The sequence below is a fragment of the Pseudomonas sp. W22_MBD1_FP4 genome, from assembly GCF_052113765.1.
Taxonomy (GTDB): domain Bacteria; phylum Pseudomonadota; class Gammaproteobacteria; order Pseudomonadales; family Pseudomonadaceae; genus Aquipseudomonas; species Aquipseudomonas sivasensis.
Genome location: NZ_JBGQOI010000009.1, coordinates 145,643 through 163,833, shown reverse-complemented (window position 1 = coordinate 163,833; position 18,191 = coordinate 145,643). Strand labels below are relative to the sequence as shown.

At 58.1% G+C, this 18,191-nt stretch carries 19 protein-coding genes; 3 read left to right on the top strand and 16 right to left on the bottom strand.

The window, feature by feature from the left end:
* Window positions 1-106: 106 nt before the first annotated feature.
* Window positions 107-673: a dCTP deaminase gene (gene dcd, locus ACEN2T_RS14075; RefSeq protein ID WP_003172320.1), complete on the bottom strand. Its 567-nt coding sequence runs from the start codon at window positions 671-673 to the stop codon at window positions 107-109.
* Window positions 674-1,061: 388 nt separating this feature from the next.
* On the opposite strand from dcd, the gene ACEN2T_RS14070 reads away from it, so the two are divergent.
* On the top strand, window positions 1,062-1,271 hold the full coding sequence (locus tag ACEN2T_RS14070; protein WP_002554837.1) for a cold-shock protein: 210 nt from the start codon (window positions 1,062-1,064) through the stop codon (window positions 1,269-1,271).
* 211 nt (window positions 1,272-1,482) lie between these two features.
* On the opposite strand, the gene rpoS is transcribed toward ACEN2T_RS14070, so the two are convergent.
* From rpoS to ACEN2T_RS14030, 8 genes are all read right to left on the bottom strand, one after another.
* A complete protein-coding gene (gene rpoS / locus ACEN2T_RS14065) occupies window positions 1,483-2,487 on the bottom strand; it encodes an RNA polymerase sigma factor RpoS (RefSeq protein WP_032891629.1) in 1,005 nt (334 codons plus the stop codon).
* Window positions 2,488-2,592: 105 nt separating this feature from the next.
* A complete protein-coding gene (locus ACEN2T_RS14060; protein ID WP_032891630.1) occupies window positions 2,593-3,429 on the bottom strand; it encodes a peptidoglycan DD-metalloendopeptidase family protein in 837 nt (278 codons plus the stop codon).
* A 207-nt stretch (window positions 3,430-3,636) separates the two neighbouring features.
* Window positions 3,637-4,272 carry a protein-L-isoaspartate(D-aspartate) O-methyltransferase gene (locus ACEN2T_RS14055; protein ID WP_169899534.1) on the bottom strand — a complete coding sequence of 212 codons (636 nt, stop codon included), beginning with the start codon at window positions 4,270-4,272 and terminating at the stop codon, window positions 3,637-3,639.
* Window positions 4,273-4,313: 41 nt separating this feature from the next.
* Entirely contained in the window at window positions 4,314-5,063 is a 750-nt protein-coding gene (gene surE / locus ACEN2T_RS14050) for a 5'/3'-nucleotidase SurE (protein ID WP_099601279.1), read from the bottom strand.
* A complete protein-coding gene (gene truD / locus ACEN2T_RS14045; protein ID WP_122764876.1) occupies window positions 5,051-6,109 on the bottom strand; it encodes a tRNA pseudouridine(13) synthase TruD in 1,059 nt (352 codons plus the stop codon). The genes surE and truD overlap by 13 nt, the downstream gene beginning before the upstream one ends.
* A complete protein-coding gene (ispF, locus tag ACEN2T_RS14040) occupies window positions 6,106-6,579 on the bottom strand; it encodes a 2-C-methyl-D-erythritol 2,4-cyclodiphosphate synthase (RefSeq protein WP_032891633.1) in 474 nt (157 codons plus the stop codon). Before ispF ends, truD begins: the two co-directional genes overlap by 4 nt.
* A 54-nt stretch (window positions 6,580-6,633) precedes the next feature.
* A complete protein-coding gene (gene fghA / locus ACEN2T_RS14035; protein ID WP_179179442.1) occupies window positions 6,634-7,479 on the bottom strand; it encodes an S-formylglutathione hydrolase in 846 nt (281 codons plus the stop codon).
* An 8-nt stretch (window positions 7,480-7,487) separates the two neighbouring features.
* Entirely contained in the window at window positions 7,488-8,600 is a 1,113-nt protein-coding gene (locus tag ACEN2T_RS14030) for an S-(hydroxymethyl)glutathione dehydrogenase/class III alcohol dehydrogenase (RefSeq protein WP_032891635.1), read from the bottom strand.
* 110 nt (window positions 8,601-8,710) lie between these two features.
* On the opposite strand from ACEN2T_RS14030, the gene ACEN2T_RS14025 reads away from it, so the two are divergent.
* Together ACEN2T_RS14025 and ACEN2T_RS14020 are read left to right on the top strand one after the other, a co-directional pair.
* Window positions 8,711-9,637, top strand: coding sequence for a LysR substrate-binding domain-containing protein (locus ACEN2T_RS14025; RefSeq protein ID WP_122755695.1), 927 nt, complete (start codon window positions 8,711-8,713; stop codon window positions 9,635-9,637).
* Between the two features lie 44 nt (window positions 9,638-9,681).
* Window positions 9,682-10,230 carry a hypothetical protein gene (locus ACEN2T_RS14020; RefSeq protein WP_442116870.1) on the top strand — a complete coding sequence of 183 codons (549 nt, stop codon included), beginning with the start codon at window positions 9,682-9,684 and terminating at the stop codon, window positions 10,228-10,230.
* A gap of 138 nt (window positions 10,231-10,368) precedes the next feature.
* Here ACEN2T_RS14020 and ispD read toward each other — a convergent pair whose 3' ends face one another.
* The 7 genes from ispD to ACEN2T_RS13985 all read right to left on the bottom strand — a co-directional run bounded on the left by ispD (window position 10,369) and on the right by ACEN2T_RS13985 (window position 18,145).
* Window positions 10,369-11,076, bottom strand: a complete 708-nt coding sequence (gene ispD / locus ACEN2T_RS14015) for a 2-C-methyl-D-erythritol 4-phosphate cytidylyltransferase (protein WP_032891639.1) — start codon at window positions 11,074-11,076, stop codon at window positions 10,369-10,371.
* Entirely contained in the window at window positions 11,073-11,351 is a 279-nt protein-coding gene (gene ftsB / locus ACEN2T_RS14010; RefSeq protein ID WP_003231201.1) for a cell division protein FtsB, read from the bottom strand. Before ftsB ends, ispD begins: the two co-directional genes overlap by 4 nt.
* A gap of 171 nt (window positions 11,352-11,522) precedes the next feature.
* A complete protein-coding gene (gene eno / locus ACEN2T_RS14005) occupies window positions 11,523-12,812 on the bottom strand; it encodes a phosphopyruvate hydratase (protein ID WP_032891640.1) in 1,290 nt (429 codons plus the stop codon).
* Window positions 12,813-12,969: 157 nt separating this feature from the next.
* Window positions 12,970-13,815, bottom strand: a complete 846-nt coding sequence (gene kdsA, locus ACEN2T_RS14000) for a 3-deoxy-8-phosphooctulonate synthase (RefSeq protein ID WP_010563535.1) — start codon at window positions 13,813-13,815, stop codon at window positions 12,970-12,972.
* Between the two features lie 5 nt (window positions 13,816-13,820).
* The gene (locus tag ACEN2T_RS13995; RefSeq protein WP_032891641.1) at window positions 13,821-15,452 is read right to left on the bottom strand and encodes a CTP synthase; all 1,632 of its coding nucleotides are present in this window, start codon (window positions 15,450-15,452) and stop codon (window positions 13,821-13,823) included.
* A gap of 273 nt (window positions 15,453-15,725) precedes the next feature.
* Window positions 15,726-17,036 carry a tRNA lysidine(34) synthetase TilS gene (tilS, locus tag ACEN2T_RS13990; protein WP_122755692.1) on the bottom strand — a complete coding sequence of 437 codons (1,311 nt, stop codon included), beginning with the start codon at window positions 17,034-17,036 and terminating at the stop codon, window positions 15,726-15,728.
* 161 nt (window positions 17,037-17,197) lie between these two features.
* Window positions 17,198-18,145: an acetyl-CoA carboxylase carboxyltransferase subunit alpha gene (locus ACEN2T_RS13985; RefSeq protein WP_003172288.1), complete on the bottom strand. Its 948-nt coding sequence runs from the start codon at window positions 18,143-18,145 to the stop codon at window positions 17,198-17,200.
* Window positions 18,146-18,191 lie beyond the last annotated feature (46 nt).

Sequence of the window (18,191 nt, the reverse complement as noted above, 5' to 3'; positions counted from 1 at the left end):
AGGTACTCCTCAAGCGTGGCCCGACGCGTTTTGCACGCGCCGAGGCAGTACACCCAATAGAGTCACTTTCTTCGGACTAATTCCCTTTACGCGTAGGACCTTTCGATCAAGCGCGTGGCAAGGTGACGCCGCGCTGGCCTTGGTACTTGCCTGCGCGGTCTTTGTAGGACACTTCACAGGCCTCATCAGACTGAAGGAACAGCATCTGCGCTACGCCTTCGTTGGCGTAGATCTTGGCCGGCAGCGTGGTGGTGTTGGAGAACTCCAGGGTCACGTGACCTTCCCACTCAGGCTCAAGCGGCGTCACGTTGACGATAATGCCGCAACGCGCGTAGGTGCTTTTACCCAGGCAGATGGTCAGTACGTCACGCGGAATACGGAAGAACTCCACGGTGCGCGCCAGGGCGAAGGAGTTTGGCGGAATGATGCACACGTCGCTCTTGACGTCGACGAAACTCTTTTCGTCGAAGTTCTTCGGATCGACGATTGCCGAGTTGATGTTGGTGAACACCTTGAACTCATCGGCGCAACGTACATCGTAGCCGTAGCTGGAAACGCCGTACGAAATCACTCGGTCATCGCCTTCACCACGAATCTGGCGCTCGACGAACGGTTCGATCATGCCGTGCTCTTGCGCCATGCGGCGAATCCACTTGTCCGATTTGATGCTCATGGCGGGTGTCCTGAATAGCGAGGTGGAAAAATTCTGTGTGGCATCTTACCGGGGCCGGCGTTGGGGTTCAAAGGCCGTGGGGCTTTTCTTGATCAATACCCCGCCGTTTATAAGGCGCAACCAACGGGGCCGGGGCCGAACTGCCGGATCAGGGGTCTGTAAACACCACCGCCAGTCACGAAAATAGAGAAACCTTCGGAAATACCATTGGCACGTTCCGGAAAAAGGGTTAAGGTGGCGCCACTGTGCTGCTTGTGTCACTGAGAATCTCTACACGATATGTTGAATTTCGATCCAACCATCTCCAAGAATTTTTCCTGCTCTTTGCACTCAGTCTCGGCCAGGGCTTTTCCTGAGTCGCAGTTAACTTTGTCCAAGGAGATACACCATGTCTAATCGCCAAACTGGTACCGTTAAGTGGTTCAACGATGAAAAAGGCTTCGGCTTCATCACTCCACAATCCGGTGACGACCTGTTCGTTCACTTCAAAGCTATCCAATCCGACGGCTTCAAAAGCCTGAAAGAAGGCCAACAGGTTTCTTTCATCGCTACCCGCGGTCAGAAAGGCATGCAAGCTGAAGAAGTTCAAGTTATCTAACTTGTACTGACTTAGTCGAAAAGACCCCGCCCTTAAAAGCGGGGTTTTTTTATGCCTGGGATTTGGTATTCGCACCAACTTTATGCCCGGCACAAAAAATGTGGGAGGGGGCTTGCCTCCGATGGCGGCGTAGCAGTCGATACTTGCATTGACTGACACACCGCTATCGGGGGCAAGCCCCCTCCCACATTCAAGCATTCAAGCCGTGTCGTTATTGAAACAACGACTCACTCGACAAGCCATTCTTCTCCAGGATCTCGCGCAAGCGCTTAAGTCCTTCCACCTGGATCTGCCGCACCCGCTCACGAGTCAGGCCGATCTCCAGGCCTACGTCCTCCAGGGTGCTGCTCTCATGGCCGCGCAGGCCGAAGCGGCGAATCACCACCTCACGCTGCTTGTCCGTGAGCTCCGACAACCACTGGTCAATACTTTGGGACAGATCATCGTCCTGCAACAGCTCGCAGGGATCTGTAGGCCGATCATCCGTCAGGGTGTCCAACAGGGTTTTATCCGAATCCGGACCCAGCGAGACATCGACCGAAGACACACGCTCGTTAAGGCCCAGCATGCGCTTGACCTCCCCTACCGGTTTTTCCAGCAGGTTGGCGATTTCTTCGGGAGAGGGTTCATGATCGAGTTTTTGAGTGAGCTCACGCGCTGCCCGCAGGTAGACGTTGAGCTCCTTAACCACATGGATCGGCAACCGGATCGTGCGGGTTTGATTCATGATCGCCCGTTCGATGGTCTGGCGGATCCACCAGGTAGCATAGGTTGAAAAGCGGAAGCCCCGCTCTGGGTCAAACTTCTCCACCGCGCGGATCAAGCCCAGATTGCCCTCCTCGATGAGGTCCAACAAGGACAACCCACGATTGACGTAGCGTCGGGCGATTTTCACCACCAGGCGCAGGTTGCTTTCAATCATGCGCTTGCGCCCAGCCGGATCCCCCTTTTGCGACAACCGCGCAAAATGGACTTCTTCTTCGGGGGTAAGCAGGGGGGAAAAGCCGATTTCATTGAGATACAGCTGGGTCGCGTCGAGCGCCCGTGTGTAATCAATGTATTTATGCTGCTTTAAAGCGGTAGAGTTCTTGGATTTGGTACGAACTGAAGGTGTTGCAGGTCCCTCATTCGACATCGATTCCATAGCGATACCGGTCTCCATAAGGAGAACCTCATCGTCGATGTCAAACTCCGGCGCTTCTTTACTGAGAGCCATTGTTATAGTCCTTTGGTGAGTTCGACCTCAAGCTCAAGCGACGCCTTTATCCTTGGCAACGCTGGAGCCTGTTCCTTCTACGTGAGGGAACAGGCTGGCAACACATCAACGACGGGGTAAGAATTGCAGCGGATCTACAGGCTTCCCTTGACGGCGAATCTCAAAGTGCAGTTTCACCCGGTCTGTACCCGTTGAACCCATTTCGGCAATTGTCTGTCCGACTTTGACCTGCTGCCCCTCCCGAACCAACAGCCTGCGGTTATGACCGTAAGCACTGACGTAGGTATCGCTGTGTTTGATGATGACCAGCTCGCCGTAGCCCCGTAAACCACTCCCGGCGTACACCACCGTCCCATCAGACGCAGCTAAAACAGGCTGTCCCAAATCACCGGCGATATCAATGCCTTTATTCAAACTACCGTTTGAAGAGAATTTTCCAATTAATACTCCGTTTGAGGGCCATCCCCAGCCCGTCGGAGCAGGCCCGGCAGGCGGCAACGGCGCGGCTGTTGGCTTGCCTGAGGCCGCCGGGACAGCAGTGCCGGCAGGGCGTGTAATGATGGTGGTTTTGCTAGAAGACGACGGCGAAGATCCTGTGTTTGTCACAACCGTCGTAGGCGTGGAACCGGTGCGACCGTCAAAGCGAATCGTCTGACCCGGATGTATGGTGTAAGGCACAGGAATATTGTTACGAGCTGCTAGTGCCTTGTAATCCCACCCGTAACGGAAGGCGATTGAGAACATCGTGTCGCCCTTGCGCACCACATATTGCCCGGTGGTTACCGTGGGCTTTTGCGGTGCAGCACTATTACGGTCAACGACCCGTGCGCCGCTGCTTGGCGAGCTGGAACAGCCGACCAACAAGGAACCGAAGACAAGGCCAAGCACCAGTCGTTGAAAACTTGTTTTACCCATACGCTGCGCAAGACCTGTGAGACTCACCCGCCGCTCCCTTTGTGGTGGCTGAACATGAATGCCTGTATCAGGCTTGAAATATGTCGCAAGTATAACTGGGCACTGAAGTTTTACCGGCACGCGACTGAAACGAATCATTCAGCGTGTTGAATCACCGCACCTATCATGTTGACTTGATAGACCCCGCCGTAAGACAAATCCCCGCCCGCAGAATTCAGTAGCGTCGAAAATTCGTCAGGCCAGCGGTCCGTTGAGCAACGGAACAAAACGTACGGCGCCCAATACATGCCGGGAAAAACCGTCGTCCTCACGGACAATAAGCATCAATTGTTGCACTTCGCCGGAACCGACCGGGATGACCAGGCGCCCGCCTGGTGCCAATTGGTCGAGCAACGCTTGCGGAACATCGGTGGCCACGGCGGTGACGATAATGCCGTTGTACGGCGCCAGCGCCGGCCAGCCTTCCCAGCCATCGCCCCAGCGAAATACCACGTTGCGCAAGTTCAGCTCCACCAGGCGCTCCTTGGCACGGTCTTGCAGCACCTTGATGCGCTCCACCGAGAACACGCGCTCCACCAACTGCGACAGCACGGCGGTCTGGTAGCCGGAACCGGTGCCGATCTCCAGCACCTTGTCCAGCGGGCCCGCCGCCAGCAGCAGCTCGCTCATGCGCGCCACCATGTAGGGCTGGGAGATGGTCTGGTTATGGCCAATCGGCAACGCCGTATCTTCATAAGCGCGATGGGCCAGGGCTTCATCGACAAACAAATGACGAGGGGTGCGGCGGATCACTTCCAACACCTGAGCGTTGGACAACCCCTCTTCATAAAGGCGCTGGATCAAACGCTCACGGGTGCGCTGGGAGGTCATACCGATGCCACGACGCAGCAGGTCGTCTTGTTCACGAGCCATCAGCGCAATCCCTCCAGCCAGACTTCAAGACCACTGAAGGCATCGCTGAAGGTGCGGTCGAATTGCAACGGAGTAATCGACACATAACCCTGCATCACCGCGTGAAAGTCCGTGCCCTCGCCACCGTCTTCGGCATCGCCAGCTGCCGCTATCCAATAGCCTTCCTTGCCACGCGGGTCGACCACCTTCAACGGGGCCGCCGCACGGGCACGGTGGCCAAGACGTGTCAGCTTGACGCCGCGAATGTGATCGAGGGGCAAATTGGGAATATTGACGTTGAGCACCGTGCGCGGCGGCAGGTCCAGGGAGGCATGAGCCTCCACCAACTTGCGTGCGAAATAGGCGGCGGTGGGCAAATTGTCCAGTTGCCGCGAGGCAAACGAAAATGCGAACGAGGTACGACCCAGAAAGCGCCCTTCAAGCGCTGCCGCCACGGTGCCGGAATACAGCACATCATCGCCCAGGTTGGCGCCGAGGTTGATGCCCGACACCACCAGGTCCGGCTCTTGATCCAACAGGCTGTTGATCGCCAGGTGCACGCAGTCGGTGGGCGTGCCGTTGACACTGATAAAGCCATTGGCCAGAACCTGCGGGTGCAGGGGACGGTCGAGCGTCAGCGAACTGCTGGCGCCGCTCTTGTCCTGGTCGGGGGCAACCACCACGCACTCGGCATAATCTTCCAGCGCAGCATAGAGCGCAGCAAGACCGGGTGCGGTGGCACCGTCATCATTTGATATCAGAATACGCATGGGCTGTCCGTCTGCCCCACCGGCACCAGATCAACGAGCTCGCGCACCAAGACAGTGGCGAAGCATCCGGCCGGTAGGACGAATTCCAATTGCAGAATGTCAGGCCCGGGATAATGCCACGTCAACCCGCCAATGGGCAGTCGCAGAATGCGACGTTCCTGGCTCATGCCGGCATTCACCAGCCAATCACGCAGGTCGGCTTCACCGGCGGCAACCGCCTGCTCCAACTCAAACGTGGCGCCCGTCGCCGGAGAATCACCCTCGCCCCACTGCGGGCCGGTGGGGTGCAGATCCAGGATCGCCAGACGCGGGTCGCTGCACTCAGCCTCACCCGCCGGAAAAAAACTGCGGCTGTCAGTAAACGCCAGCAGATCACCCACTTGCGCACGCTGCCAGGAACCGTCGGCGACGCGCGCCGCCAGTACTTTGTTGAAGAGGAAACTACGCGCCGTAGACAACAACCGCGAACGCACATTGCGCTGCTCCGGCAGGGCCTTGCGCGCAGCCCATCCACGGGCGTCGACAACGTTGCCACCGTCGTGGCCGAAACGCTGGGTGCCGAAATAGTTGGGAATGCCGTGCTGGGCAATCAGTTGCAGGCGCGCGTCGATGGCGGCGGTATCACCCACCAATTGGGTCAGGCGCAAGGTGAATCCATTGGCCGCGTGCGCGCCGCGCTGCAGCTTGCGCTTGTGACGGGCAGTCTTGAGGATCTTGAGCGTGTCGTTTTCAGCAGCGCTCATGTCCGGGTCGGCCTTGCCCGGCAGTTGCACGCTGAACCACTGGCGGGTCAGCGCCTGACGGTCCTTGAGACCGGCATAGCTGACGGTGCGCAACGGCACACCGGCGGCCTTGGCGATACGGCGCGCAGCTTCCTCGGTGTTGAGGCCACGTTTTTCCACCCACAGCCAAAGGTGCTCGCCCTCGCCGGTCAGCGGGATATCCAGCACTTCGTCCACCTGAAAATCTTCGGCAGTGGCCTTCAGGACGGCGCTGCCCAAAGCTTCGCCGTAGGCACGCGGGCCCAGCAGTTCCAGATCATTCATGCGCGCAGCAACAAGGCGACGGAGTGCACCGCAATGCCCTCTTCACGACCGGTAAACCCGAGCTTTTCGGTGGTGGTGGCTTTCACGTTCACTTGATCCAATTCAATTTGCAGGTCTGCGGCAATCAGTGCACGCATTGATTCGATATGAGGCGCCATCTTCGGCGCCTGGGCCACGATAGTGTTGTCGACGTTACCGACCTTCCAGCCCTTGGCGTGGATCAGGCTGACCACGTGGCGAAGCAATACACGGCTGTCAGCGCCCTTGAAGGTGGGGTCGGTGTCCGGAAAATGCTTGCCGATATCACCCAACGCCGCCGCGCCGAGCAAGGCATCGCTCAAGGCATGCAAGACAACGTCGCCGTCGGAATGAGCCAGCAACCCATGGTGGTGTGCAATGCGCACGCCGCCCAGGGTGATGAAATCGCCTTCAGCGAAACGGTGCACATCGTAGCCGTGGCCAATACGCATAAAAAAACGCCCCGATTTAATTCAGGGCGTGATTCTACCTACTTTTGCCTCACATTAACCGAGCAAAGCGCGGCCATGGTGTCGCAAATGGTCTTCGATGAAGCTGGCGATGAAGAAGTAGCTGTGGTCATAGCCGGGTTGCAGGCGCAGTTCCAGCGGATGCTTGGCCGCCTTGGCCGCTTGCTGCAAGGCCTCAGGCTTGAGCTGCACCGCGAGGAAATCATCGCGATCGCCCTGATCAACCAGCAAGGGCAGCTTTTCCGAGGCTTCGCTGATCAATGCGCAGGCATCCCATTCACGCCACTTAGAGCGCTCTTCACCCAGGTAACGGGAGAAAGCTTTCTGGCCCCACGGGCAATCCATCGGGTTATTGATAGGCGAAAACGCCGACACCGACAGATAACGTCCGGGGTTGCGCAACGCACACACCAGTGCGCCGTGTCCGCCCATGGAGTGGCCGCTGATACCACGCTTGTCCGAAGCGGGGAAATGCGCTTCAACCAAAGCAGGCAATTCCTGCACCACATAGTCATGCATCCGATAATGCTTGGCCCATGGTTCCTGGGTGGCATTCAGGTAAAAGCCAGCGCCCAGGCCAAAGTCCCAGGCGTTATCCGGATCACCCGGGACACCGGGACCGCGAGGGCTGGTATCCGGCGCCACGATGATCAGCCCCAGCTCGGCGGCCATGCGTTGCGCGCCAGCCTTCTGCATGAAGTTCTCATCGGTGCAGGTCAACCCGGAGAGCCAATACAACACCGGCAGCTTGCCGCCCTGCTCCGCTTGCGGCGGCAGGTAAACGGCGAAAGTCATGTCGCAATCGAGCACATCGGAATGATGCTTGTAGCGTTTATGCCAGCCGCCGAAGCTCTTCTGGCAGGACAGGTTTTCCAGACTCATGGGCGACCTCAGAAGTGGATGACGGTACGAATGCTCTTGCCTTCATGCATCAGGTCAAACGCTTTGTTGATGTCTTCCAGGCCCATGGTATGGGTAATGAACGTGTCCAGCGGGATTTCGCCGGTCTGGGCCATTTCCACGTAGCTTGGCAACTCGCTGCGACCGCGTACGCCGCCGAATGCCGAACCGCGCCAGACGCGACCGGTCACCAACTGGAATGGGCGCGTAGCGATTTCCTGGCCCGCACCGGCCACACCGATGATCACCGACTCGCCCCAACCTTTGTGGCAGCACTCAAGGGCAGCACGCATCAGTTGCACGTTGCCGATGCACTCGAAGGAAAAATCCACACCGCCGTCAGTCAAATCAACAATCACGTCCTGGATCGGGCGATCGTATTCTTTCGGGTTGATGCAGTCGGTGGCGCCTAATTGCTTGGCGATTTCGAACTTGGCCGGGTTGATGTCGATGGCAATGATGCGACCGGCCTTGGCTTTCACCGCGCCAATAATGGCCGACAGACCAATTCCACCGAGACCGAAAATGGCCACGGTGTCGCCCGGTTTGACCTTGGCAGTGTTGATCACCGCGCCAATACCGGTGGTAACGCCACAGCCCAGCAAGCAGACTTTTTCCAGCGGCGCTTCTTTAGGAATCTTGGCCACGGAAATTTCCGGCAGCACGGTGTACTCGGAGAAGGTCGAGGTGCCCATGTAGTGGAAAATCGGCTGACCCTTGTAGGAAAAACGCGTGGTGCCATCTGGCATCAGGCCTTTGCCTTGGGTGGCTCGAATGGCTTGGCACAGGTTGGTCTTGCCCGACAGGCAGAATTTGCACTTGCCACATTCCGGGGTGTACAGCGGGATGACATGGTCGCCGACGGCAACTGAAGTCACACCCTCGCCAATCGCTTCAACCACCGCACCGCCCTCGTGGCCGAGAATCGATGGAAAGATGCCTTCCGGGTCAGCACCCGACAGGGTGTAAGCGTCGGTGTGGCATACGCCGGAGGCCACAACGCGCAGCAGGACTTCGCCAGCCTTGGGCATGGCGACATCCACTTCAACAATCTCAAGGGGTTTCTTGGCTTCGAAGGCGACGGCGGCGCGGGACTTAATCATCCGGTATTTCTCCAGGGCGTTAAAAATTGAGAGGGAGAGTGTAAAACATGGCTCACTGATTAATAATCCAGCCAAAAGCAAAACATTATTGCTGTACAGGGACAATCATGATGTCGGAGAACCGCTGGGAAGGCATCGACGAGTTCGTCGCCGTGGCTGAATGCAGTCAATTTACAGCTGCCGCCGAGCGCCTGGGGGTGTCGTCGTCCCATATCAGTCGCCAGGTCGCACGCTTGGAGGAACGGCTGCAGACACGGTTGCTTTATCGCAGTACACGCAAAGTGACCCTGACCGAAGCCGGGCAAACCTTCCTCCAGCATTGCCAACGCTTGCAGGACGGCCGCGAAGAAGCATTGCGGGCAGTGGGCGACTTGACCAGCGAGCCAAAAGGCATGTTGCGCATGACGTGCGCCGTGGCTTATGGCGAGCGATTTATCGTGCCTTTGGTGACGCGGTTCATGGGGCTTTACCCGCAGTTGCGGGTGGATATCGAACTGAGCAACCGCCAGCTCGATCTGGTACACGAAGGCCTGGACCTGGCAATTCGCTTGGGGCGCCTCTCAGACTCAAGAATGGTTGCCAGCCGTCTCGCGCCGCGGCGCATGTACTTGTGTGCATCGCCGTCCTATCTCGAACGCTATGGGCGCCCCCATAGCTTGTCGGAATTGAGTCGGCATAACTGCCTGATTGGCAGCTCGGATATCTGGCAACTGGCTCAGGACGGCCGGGAGTTTTCCCAGCGGGTGCAGGGAAACTGGCGTTGCAACAGTGGACAAGCGGTGCTGGATGCTGCATTGCAGGGCGTGGGATTGTGCCAACTGCCGGATTATTACGTGCTGGAACATTTGCGCAATGGTGCACTGGTGTCGCTGCTGGAAGCGCATCAGCCGCCGAATACAGCGGTGTGGGCGCTGTATCCGCAGCAACGGCATTTGTCGCCAAAGGTGCGCAGTTTGGTGGATTACCTAAAAGAAGGCCTATCAAACAGGACAGAATACAAAGCCTCTGACGTCCTATTCTCCCACGACCTCATATGATGACCAGCGCTACTGTGAACTCTGACAGTAGTGAGCAAAGATGAATGGTGGTTCCCTACGGTTTCACTGCTGGCGCTGCATCATCAATTTTACGGCGCTGCCCAGTGAGGCCTATCAAGATGACGCAGGGAAACTGCCATGAAAAATGTAAACACCGCAGATATCGAAAGCAGCTTGAACAGAACATAGCTGCATATAAAAAGCACAACGTCGATTCAGAGGGTTCAGCCGACTTAAGGATCGAAAGTACTGAACGCTATGCGACCAAAGACGCACATTTTTATCAATTCGACAATCATGAAGTGATTCAGATAGGAGTGCCCGCAACAGACCCTGAAGCCCCCGGTCATCCGGTAATCATAGATATTTTTTCTTTTAGCCCACCCTTTGAATCGGGAAGTTTCGATCTCATCACCGGATTCCCCATCCGGCTAAACGTTCACCATCCTTTGCTACGCGACGCCAAAATGAAGCATGGCAACTTGGAACTGACAGTAGAAGATAGACAACTAAATGGCCGACTCAGCTGCGAGTTCACCCATGAACACCTTGAACTTAGAATGAACACGGCATTCGCGATCACAAAACCATAGGAAGACGACGTATCAATAATCGGTGCTACGCGCGACCGGTGCCCATGACAGCGGTATGGGCACTTTCAGGTCAAACATACCGAAGATGAAGACGCCGCCGAGAACAGCGTTTGCCTGGCACAGCCTCTCAGCCAACAATCACTGCCGATTTGCCCAGCGTAACCGTAACCACTCCAGATCCTCAGGCCGGGTCACCTTGATATTGTCCGAGCGCCCCTCAATTAACCGCGGCGCCTGACCGGACCATTCCATTGCCGAGGCCTCATCGGTGATGACCGCATCCGCTACCAGGCTATCGGCCAAGGCACGATGCAACGCACCGAGTCGGAACATCTGCGGCGTGTACGCTTGCCAGATCAGGCTGCGGTCGACAGTCTCATCGACACGACCGTGCTTGTCGGCGCGCTTTAGGGTATCGCGGGCCGGGACGGCCAGTAGGCCACCGACAGCATCATCGGCCAGTTCGCTTAACAGTTTGTCGAGATCATCGCGGCTTAAATTGGGCCTGGCGGCGTCGTGCACCAGCACCCAGTCGTCATCGCTCGCGCCCAGGGCATTGAGGTGCAACAGAGCGTTTAGCACCGAACCCGAGCGCTCCGAACCGCCGTCCGCACGCTGTATACGTGGATCAATGGCGCATGCCAGGTTGGGCCAATAAGGGTCATCCATGGCAAGGCTGACCACCAACCCCTTGAGATTGGGGTGGTCGAGAAAACAGTAGAGGCTGTGTTCAAGAATAGTGCGCCCGCCCAGTTGCAAATATTGCTTGGGACGGTCCGCAGCCATACGGGCACCGACGCCCGCGGCAGGAATTACGGCCCAGAAGGCCGGCAAACTGTTGCTCATTGGGCCAACTGGTAGAGGGTTTCGCCCTCCTTGACCATGCCCAGTTCGTGACGAGCCCGCTCTTCAACGGTCTCCGTGCCTTTTTTCAACTCAAGCACTTCAGCGTCCAGGACGCGGTTGCGCTCCAGCAGGATCTCATTTTCGGCGTGCTGTGCAGCAATTTGCTCAGTCAGGTCTTTTACCTGCGCGAAGCTGCCATTACCCACCCACAGGCGGTACTGCAGGCCAGCCAGCAACAAGAGCAAGACGAGGAACAACCAATTGGGACTGCGCATCGAATATCGGGTATCCAGTGAAAAAAGACAGCCATGCATAACTTTTGAAGCAACTGATAGCACGAAGCCTGGAAGAACCAGGCTTGTGCTTGATAGCCATCAGATTAGCGCCGAAATGTTCACTATCGTGAACTTTCCGACGCAATCCGCCGACTTTTTACCATTTACAGATTAGCCGCGAAACTCGCCGCGACCGTTGTACTTGGCTTTGCCAGCCAGTTGCTCTTCGATACGCAGCAATTGGTTGTACTTGGAAACGCGATCGGAACGGCACAGCGAACCGGTCTTGATCTGGCCCGCCGAAGTGCCCACAGCCAGGTCGGCGATGGTCGAATCTTCGGTTTCGCCGGAGCGGTGGGAGATCACCGCGGTGTAGCCCGCAGCCTTGGCCATCTGAATGGCTTCCAGGGTTTCGGTCAAGGTGCCGATCTGGTTGAACTTGATCAGGATCGAGTTGGCGATCTTTTTATCGATGCCTTCTTTCAGGATCTTGGTGTTGGTCACGAACAGATCGTCGCCCACCAATTGGACTTTCTCGCCGATCTTGTCGGTGAGGATTTTCCAGCCGTCCCAATCGGACTCATCCAGGCCGTCTTCGATCGAGATGATCGGATAGCGCTGGGTCAGGCCCTTCAGGTACTCAGCAAAACCTTCGGAGTTGAACACTTGGCCTTCGCCGGACAAATTGTATTTGCCGTCTTCGTAGAACTCGCTGGCCGCGCAGTCCAGGGCCAGGGTCACGTCAGTGCCCAGCTTGTAGCCAGCGTTGGCCACGGCTTCGGAGATCACTTTCAGCGCATCTTCGTTGGATGCCAGGTTTGGAGCGAAGCCACCTTCGTCGCCTACAGCAGTGCTCAGGCCACGGGCCTTCAGAACAGCTTTCAGGTGATGGAAAATCTCGGTACCCATGCGCAAGCCTTCGGAGAAGGTCTTGGCGCCAACCGGCTGCACCATGAATTCCTGGATGTCGACGTTGTTATCAGCGTGCTCGCCACCGTTGATGATGTTCATCATCGGCACCGGCATCGAGTAAACACCCGGAGTGCCGTTCAGGTTGGCGATGTGAGCGTACAGCGGCAAGTCCTGGTCCTGGGCAGCAGCCTTGGCAGCGGCCAGGGAGACGGCGAGGATAGCGTTAGCGCCCAGGCTACCTTTGTTTTCGGTGCCGTCGAGCTTGATCATCGCGTGGTCCAGAGCTTTCTGGTCCAGCGGATCCTTGCCCAGCAACAGGTCACGGATCGGGCCGTTAATGTTGGCTACAGCCTTGAGTACACCCTTGCCCAGGTAACGGCTCTTGTCGCCATCACGCAGTTCCAGCGCTTCGCGCGAACCGGTAGAAGCACCGGACGGCGCGCAGGCGCTGCCGATGATGCCGTTATCGAGAAGCACGTCGGCTTCGACGGTGGGGTTGCCACGGGAGTCGAGAACTTCACGACCTTTGATGTCGACGATTTTTGCCATTGTTGTAAACACTCCAAAGTTGACGAAAACGACGCAGCTGAAGGGAAACTTTTGACCGACCGCAAGGGTGGAACAACGGGGCAGGCTTGCAGGCGACAAGGCTCAGGCCCGAGGGCCTGAACAGAAAACGTGGGAAAGTCTACCGGAGAAACGACGCTTACGCGGTCTCTACTGTCGGAAAACTCTTGACCAGTTCGTCCAACTGCTTGAGCTGGGCCAAGAATGGCTCCAGCTTGTCCAGGCGCAGGGCGCATGGACCGTCGCATTTGGCATTATCCGGGTCCGGGTGGGCCTCCAGGAAAAGGCCAGCCAGGGACTGGCTGATGCCGGCCTTGGCCAGGTCCAGCACCTGGGCACGGCGCCCGCCTGCGGAATCGGCGCGACCACCGGGCATTTGCAGCGCGTGGGTCACGTCGAAGAACACGGGGTATTCGAACTGCTTCATGATGCCGAAACCGAGCATGTCCACCACGAGATTGTTGTAGCCGAAGCTCGAACCACGCTCGCAGAGGATCAACTGGTCGTTACCCGCTTCCACACACTTGTTCAGGATGTGCTTCATCTCCTGAGGTGCGAGGAACTGGGCTTTCTTGATATTGATCACTGCGCCGGTCTTAGCCATCGCGACGACCAGATCGGTCTGGCGCGACAGAAAGGCCGGCAACTGGATGATGTCGCACACCTCGGCGACCACGGCAGCCTGTTCAGGCTCGTGGACGTCGGTGATGATCGGCACGCCGAAGGCTTGTTTGATGTCCTGGAAGATCCGCATGCCTTCTTCAAGGCCTGGGCCGCGGTAGGACGTTACGGACGAGCGATTGGCCTTGTCGAAGCTGGCCTTGAACACGTAAGGGATACCCAATTTCTGGGTAACCTTGACGTACTCTTCACAGACCTGCATCGCCATGTCGCGGCTTTCCAGCACGTTCATGCCGCCGAACAGCACCATGGGCTTGTCGTTGGCAATCTCGATGTCGCCTACGCGAATGATCTTCTGGGCCATCAGGTTTACGCCTTCTTCTGATGTTGCGTCAGTGCAGCTTTGACAAAACCGCTGAACAACGGGTGACCGTCGCGTGGAGTCGAGGTGAACTCTGGGTGGAACTGGCAAGCGACGAACCATGGATGATCCGGTGCTTCGACCACCTCAACCAGCGCGCCATCACCGGAGCGACCAGAGATTTTCAGGCCGGCTTCTTTGATTTGCGGCAGCAGGTTGTTGTTCACTTCGTAACGGTGACGGTGACGCTCGACGATCACGTCCTTGCCGTAGCAATCGTGAACCAGCGAGCCCGGCTCCAGCAGGCAATCCTGCGCGCCAAGGCGCATGGTGCCGCCCAGGTCGGAGCTTTCGGTACGGGTTTCAACAGCGCCGGTGGCGTCTTCCCACTCGGTAATCAGGCCCACGACCGGGTGACCGCTCTTGCTGTCAAACTCGGTGGAGTTGGCGTCTTTCCAGCCAAGCACGTTGCGGGCGAACTCGATAACCGCCACTTGCATGCCCAGGCAGATACCCAGGTACGGCACCTTGTTCTCACGAGCGTACTGTACGGCGGTGATCTTGCCTTCCACGCCACGCAGGCCGAAACCGCCGGGAACGAGGATTGCGTCAACACCTTCGAGCAGCGCGGTGCCCTGGTTCTCGATGTCTTCGGAGTCGATGTAGCGCAGATTGACCTTGGTACGGTTGCTGATACCCGCGTGGCTCATCGCTTCGATCAGCGACTTGTACGCGTCCAGCAGCTCCATGTACTTGCCGACCATGGCGATGGTGACTTCGTGCTCAGGGTTGAGCTTGGCGTCAACCACAGCTTCCCACTCGGACAGGTCCGCACCGTTGCATTGCAGGCCGAAACGCTCGACCACAAAATCGTCCAGGCCTTGCGAGTGCAGGATGCCCGGGATCTTGTAGATGGTGTCGGCGTCTTCCAGGGCGATCACCGCACGTTCTTCAACGTTTGTGAACTGCGCGATCTTGCGACGCGAGGAAATGTCGATCGGGTGATCGGAGCGGCACACCAGCACGTCCGGCTGCAGGCCGATGGAACGCAGTTCCTTGACCGAGTGCTGCGTAGGCTTGGTTTTGGTTTCGCCAGCGGTGGCGATGTACGGCACCAACGTGAGGTGCATCAGCATCGCGCGCTTGGCGCCGACTTCGAAACGCAACTGGCGGATAGCTTCGAGGAATGGCTGGGATTCGATGTCACCCACGGTGCCACCGATCTCGACCATCGCCACGTCGGCATCGCCTGCACCCTTGATGATGCGGCGCTTGATTTCATCGGTAATGTGCGGAATCACCTGGATGGTTGCACCCAGGTAGTCACCACGGCGCTCTTTGCGCAGAACGTGCTCGTAGACACGGCCGGTGGTGAAGTTGTTGTTCTGGGTCATGGTCGTGCGGATGAACCGCTCGTAGTGGCCCAGGTCCAGGTCGGTCTCGGCGCCGTCGTGTGTGACGAACACTTCACCATGCTGGAACGGGCTCATGGTGCCCGGGTCGACGTTGATGTACGGGTCCAGCTTGAGCATGGTGACTTTAAGCCCCCGCGCCTCCAGGATGGCCGCCAATGAAGCGGAGGCAATGCCTTTCCCCAATGAAGAAACAACACCGCCCGTGACGAATATGTAGCGCGTCATGAAAAACCCTAGAAGTCTGCGTTAAAGCGGTCCGAGCCGCCGGGGAAAGCGAAGAGAGGCCGAAGCCCCCGATCACCAGCATTAATCACAGTGCACCTTTCAAAAAAACCGCCGCGTTGTGACAGACCAGCAGTGAAACACCGGTGCGTTGATCGCTACACATTTTTTGGAATCGCCCAGCAAAGACGGCTTGGTAATCGGCAACTGCTGCGATTCAGGCGAATCCACAGAAGTTGTATCAAGAAGGGAGCGTAGTCTACCGGAAAGGCTCTATCAGCTCAAACCTTGATCGCAGCTCTGTGGCATCCAATGTAATTTCCAGCCATCACTTGGCGAGGCCCAGAGTCCAGTGAGGTTGGGCACGCCGAGCAATTGCTCGCCCTGATACAGCAGCGGCAATCTGCCACGGACGAAGCCCGGCACTCCATGCTCATTGAGCAGGCGCTTCAGGTCACGCCTGCCTCGGCCTGGCACTTCAAGCATTTCACCGCCCTGGCGATAACGGACCTCCAGCGGGACTTCGGGCACCTTGCCGATAATTTCCAGCAGGCCATTGCCGGGTAACTCTAGTGGGTTTTGCGGGCGAGGCCAGCTCACCGACGCGCGGGAAAATTCCGACCAAGCGCGAGACAACCACCAGATGCGTTCGCCACAACGGTGCAATTCTCCATCTGCCAGGCGCCACAAGGGCTGTGCGTCGCCCTTGGCATCGCGTAGGGAATACCAGCCAGCCCAGTGGTCGGTGTCGGGCAACCGGGTCAGCGGCGCCAGCCAATGGCGTAGGACGTTGCGCTGACGGGCATCGGAAAGATCGCGCAGTGGGCCGAGGGCCAATGACGGCAAAGGCAGCCAAGGAAACCGTGAAGGTTGATCCGCGGCTTGTAGGTCCATGCTGGCTAACTCACCCAGCAATGCCTGGGCTTCACCGAAGTGTTCGGCAGTGCGGGCCAGGCTGGAGACGGCTTGGGGCCAACGCTCCGTCAGCGTCGGGATCACGCGGTGACGCAGGTAATTACGGGAGAACTGCATGTCGGCGTTGGAAGGGTCTTCGATCCACTTGAGTTGATGTTCATCGGCGTAGGCCACCAGCTCGGTGCGCGAGACATCCAACAACGGCCGCACCAAATGGCCGCCCGCCAATGGACGGTGCACAGGCATTGCCGCCGCCCCCCGCACGCCGGCCCCGCGCAACAGGCGAAACAGCAGGGTTTCAGCCTGATCGTCGCGATGCTGGCCCGTGAGCAACACCTCCCCTGCCCCGATCACCTCGGTAAACGCCCTGTAACGTGCATCACGCGCTGCACGCTCAAGGCTGGCGCCGGGCTGTACCTGCACACGCATTACGCGCAGGGGCACGCCCAGCCTGTCGCAAATGGACTGGCAATGGCTCGGCCAGGTGTCGGCGGCGGATTGCAGGCCATGGTGGACATGGACAGCGCTTAGAGGCGGAAGGGCTTCGGCGCTGGCCAGGAGATGCAGCAGGACAGTGGAATCAAGACCACCAGAGAAGGCGATATGCCAAGCCGGGGCTTTGCGCCAAGGGGCTAGGGCGTGCAGGAGTTTGGCGGATAAAGTCGGTTTCATCACAGGTTACCGCCGCAAATCTGGAATACCCAAGCCAAGCATACACAAAGCAAATGTGGGAGGGGGCTTGCCCCCGATAGCGGAGCATCAGCCAGTGAATACAGTGACTGACACTCAGCAATCGGGGGCAAGCCCCCTCCCACATTAGTACCGCTGCGGCCTTAGAGGCCGTAGCTCATCAGGCGTTCGTAACGACGGGCCAGCAGCGCTTCGTTGTCCAGTTTTTTGAGCATCGCAAGCTGCGAACCCAACTCGGCACGGATAGTCGCGGCGGCAGCAGCCGGGTCGCGGTGGGCGCCGCCCAATGGCTCGGCGATCACTTTGTCCACGATACCAAGGCCCTTGAGGCGATCAGCAGTGATGCCCATGGCTTCGGCAGCGTCCGGTGCCTTTTCTGCAGTCTTCCACAGGATCGAGGCGCAACCTTCTGGCGAGATCACCGCGTAGGTCGAATATTGCAGCATGTTCAGTTGGTCGCAGACGCCAATGGCCAATGCACCGCCGGAACCGCCTTCACCAATCACCGTGGCGATGATCGGGGTTTTCAGGCGAGACATGACGCGCAGGTTCCAGGCAATCGCTTCGCTCTGGTTGCGTTCTTCAGCGTCGATACCTGGGTATGCACCCGGCGTGTCGATGAAGGTCAGGATGGGCATCTTGAAGCGCTCAGCCATTTCCATCAAACGGCAAGCCTTACGATAGCCTTCCGGACGCGGCATGCCGAAGTTGCGGCGGACTTTCTCGCGCACTTCACGGCCTTTCTGGTGACCAATCACCATTACAGGCTGGTCGTCCAGGCGAGCGATACCGCCCACGATGGCCGCGTCGTCGGAGAAGTGGCGATCGCCATGCAACTCGTCGAACTCGGTGAAAATGTGCTGAATGTAGTCCAGGGTGTACGGACGGCGCGGGTGGCGGGCCAGGCGCGCGATCTGCCAGCTGGTCAGCTTGCCGAAGATGTCTTCGGTGAGCGTGCTGCTCTTGTCTTGCAGGCGAGCGATCTCATCGCCGATATTCAGCGAATTGTCATTGCCGACCAGGCGCAGTTCTTCGATCTTGGCTTGCAGGTCAGCGATCGGCTGTTCGAAATCAAGAAAATTCGGGTTCATAAGCGTCCGTCTTGGGTCGACGGCCAGGGAGTGCCTGGCCAGCCGG